We start from the raw sequence: 2620 nt of genomic DNA, 5'->3' as shown, positions 1-2620 counted from the left end.
CCCGCATCACCGAACCGGGCGACGGCATCCGGGCCAGGGCCGCCCGCAGCCATGCACAGCATCACGGCGCATGCGATCGCAAGACGCCTCATATCGACGGCCCCGACAATTGACCCATAGCCGCCCTGGAACCCGCAGTGATCCCGTCCCGCCTGTGCGGCGCAGCCCAGCGGCGCATTGCGCCCTGCATCCGGGCCGGGTCTGCCGGTCCACCGTCACAAAACCCGCCCCTTGCAGCCGGTTTTCCGGAGTAACCAGTCCTCGGGGCCGCCAGCATCATGTAGCGCCCTCCGGTGGGTCGGCGACCGGCTCCAGACTGATCACCGCGCGATACCCGCCCCGGTCAGGACGGTCCGCGACATACCGGCCGCCATGGGCAGAGACCACGGCCTCGACGATATACAGGCCCAGCCCGCCGGACCCGCGCTGGCCCACTGCGGCGGAGGCGGCCTGCGGCCCCGGCCCCTCATCGGTGACCGTCAGTATCGCCCGGCCATCGCCCCGCGCGGCGGCCACGCGTACGGGTGGCTTGCCATGACGAAGGGCATTCACGATCAAATTCTTCGCCGCCTCGCCCAACGACAGCGCATCACCCGGCGCGATGACCGGGTCGTCGTCAAGATCAAGGATGATTGCGCCGTCGGCCTGTGGCAGATCGCGGCACACATCCTGCGCCGCATCCATCGCCACGCGGCGCAGATCTGTCGGAACCAGCGGCATCGCATCGGCGCGGTGAATGATCATGGCCCGGCTGAGGAACTGATCCGTCATGCGGCTGAGATCGACCGAACGGCCGTGGATCCGGTTGACGATGTGGCGCAGGCGGTCTGGGTCGGGCTCGTCCGCAGCCAGTTCGGCCTGCGCCCTCAGTCCGGCAATGGGTGTGCGCAACTGGTGCGATGCATCCGCGATCATGCGCCGGTTGGTGGACAGGATCCGGTCCACGCGGCCCATGAACAGGTTCAGCGCCTGCACCAGCCGCCAGACCTCGCGCGGGACCGACAGATCCAGCGCACGGCGATCCTGTGGCGCGCGCGCCAGCAGGGCCTGTTCGATCAGCCGCAGCGGGGCCAGTGCCGCGCGGGTGGCAAGCGCGGTCAGGGCAACCATGACGGCCGCCCCCAGCAACAGGCCGATCAATGCGGTCCGCCGCATCTCGGCGGTCAGCGCGCGCCGCGCCTCGGTCGTCTGGCCGACAATGGCAGTTACGCCTCCCTGAAAGCCCCTTTCGCTGAAAGATCGGGTGATCCGCGCGAAACGTACCGGGGTCTCGCCCAGCCGGGCGCTGTAATAGGTGTCATCGCCTTCGGGCGGCGGGGGCAGTGCATCGCCGGTCAGGCGCGCGCCATCGGGACCAAGCACGGTATAGAAAACCCGGTCACGCGGGGCCAGCGACAACAATTGCAGCGCCGACAGCGGAATATCGACGACCAGCCGGCCGTCCGAAAAACTGACCGCCTCGACGATCTGGGTCGCCGCGCCGTGCAGCAGCCGGTCGAATGCCCGGTCCGCGGCCCGCCGCCCATAGCTGGCCGAGGCGACGGACACGAACAGCCCTCCCGCCATCAGCACCGCGACCATCATCAAAGTCAGCCGCAGCTTCAGCGAATAGCCCTGCGGAGGTCCGGGAATCATCGATCCTCCTCGACAAGCTGATAGCCAAGACCGCGCAGCGTGCGGATCATGACGCCGCTGCCCGCAAGATGTCGGCGCAGGCGGGCAACATAGACCTCGATGGCATTCATGCCGATCTCTTCCTCGCGAAAGGCGAACATGTGATCGAACAGACGTTCCTTGGACACGACCCAGCCCCGGCGCGCGATCAGGATCTCCAGCAGCGCATATTCGCGGCGCGGCAGGACCAGCGGCTTGCCATCCACGGTAACAAGGCGGCTGGCGGGGTCCAGCGTCAGCCTGCCCATGCGGGCCACGGGACCGGCCTCGCCATGGCTGCGGCGCAGGACGGAACGCGCCCGCGCCTGCACCTCGCGCAGATCGAAGGGCTTGGTGATATAGTCGTCTGCCCCGGCATCCAGCGCCAGCACCCGAGCCTCGACGCCCGCACGGGCCGTCAGAATGATCACCGGAACTGTCGATCCCTTTGCACGCAAGTCGCGCAGCAGGGTCATGGCATCGCCATCGGGCAGTTCGATATCCAGCACGATCAGGTCGTAATCCGGCCCGGCCAGCGAATCGCGTGCCTCGGCCAGGGTGGCGGCGCAATCGACCGCATCACCCTTGCGTTCGAAACTGACGGCCAGTGCCTCGGCGACCTCCCCGGCATCCTCGACGATCAGCAACCGCATGTCCTTGCTCCTTCGCGTGCCGGACGCCGTTTCCCGGATGAAAGGCTGATGACAGCTTTGCGATCTAGCCGCAATAATTCATGAAGCTGCGGTATCGCACCGTGTAGGCATGGCATCGCCCATTCCGGTTTGACCCACACAATGGACTTCGGCGGCCGTTTTTTTCGGGCCGCTGACGTCATGTGAGGTTGTGCAGGTTGATGTTTCTGGATGAGCGGGGCGTTTCGCTTCAGGCCGGAGGCGGTGGCTCGAGGGCGCGGAACAGCAAGGTGAGAAGTTTCCTGCGCGGGCAGCAGGCCGGAAGGGTGATGATG

The 2620-nt window shown here is 67.0% G+C and carries 2 protein-coding genes; both read right to left on the bottom strand.

The window, feature by feature from the left end; translation table 11 throughout:
* Nucleotides 1-276: 276 nt before the first annotated feature.
* Nucleotides 277-1635 (bottom strand): sensor histidine kinase, encoded by a 1359-nt coding sequence (locus ACK5L9_RS11950; protein WP_416911689.1) that lies wholly within the window; start codon nucleotides 1633-1635, stop codon nucleotides 277-279.
* Nucleotides 1632-2306, bottom strand: a complete 675-nt coding sequence (locus ACK5L9_RS11945; protein ID WP_416911688.1) for a response regulator — start codon at nucleotides 2304-2306, stop codon at nucleotides 1632-1634. The genes ACK5L9_RS11950 and ACK5L9_RS11945 overlap by 4 nt, the downstream gene beginning before the upstream one ends.
* Between the last annotated feature and the right edge of the window lie 314 nt (nucleotides 2307-2620).

The organism is Paracoccus sp. (in: a-proteobacteria) (assembly GCF_047973135.1).
Taxonomy (GTDB): Bacteria; Pseudomonadota; Alphaproteobacteria; order Rhodobacterales; family Rhodobacteraceae; genus Paracoccus.
This window is presented reverse-complemented; position numbering and strand designations above follow the sequence as displayed.

Bases quoted from the DNA above. Each gene is read 5' to 3' on its own strand.
- ACK5L9_RS11950 (WP_416911689.1), bottom strand. From the start codon at position 1,635: ATGATTCCCGGACCTCCGCAGGGCTATTCGCTGAAGCTGCGGCTGACT.
- ACK5L9_RS11945 (WP_416911688.1), bottom strand. From the start codon at position 2,306: ATGCGGTTGCTGATCGTCGAGGATGCCGGGGAGGTCGCCGAGGCACTG.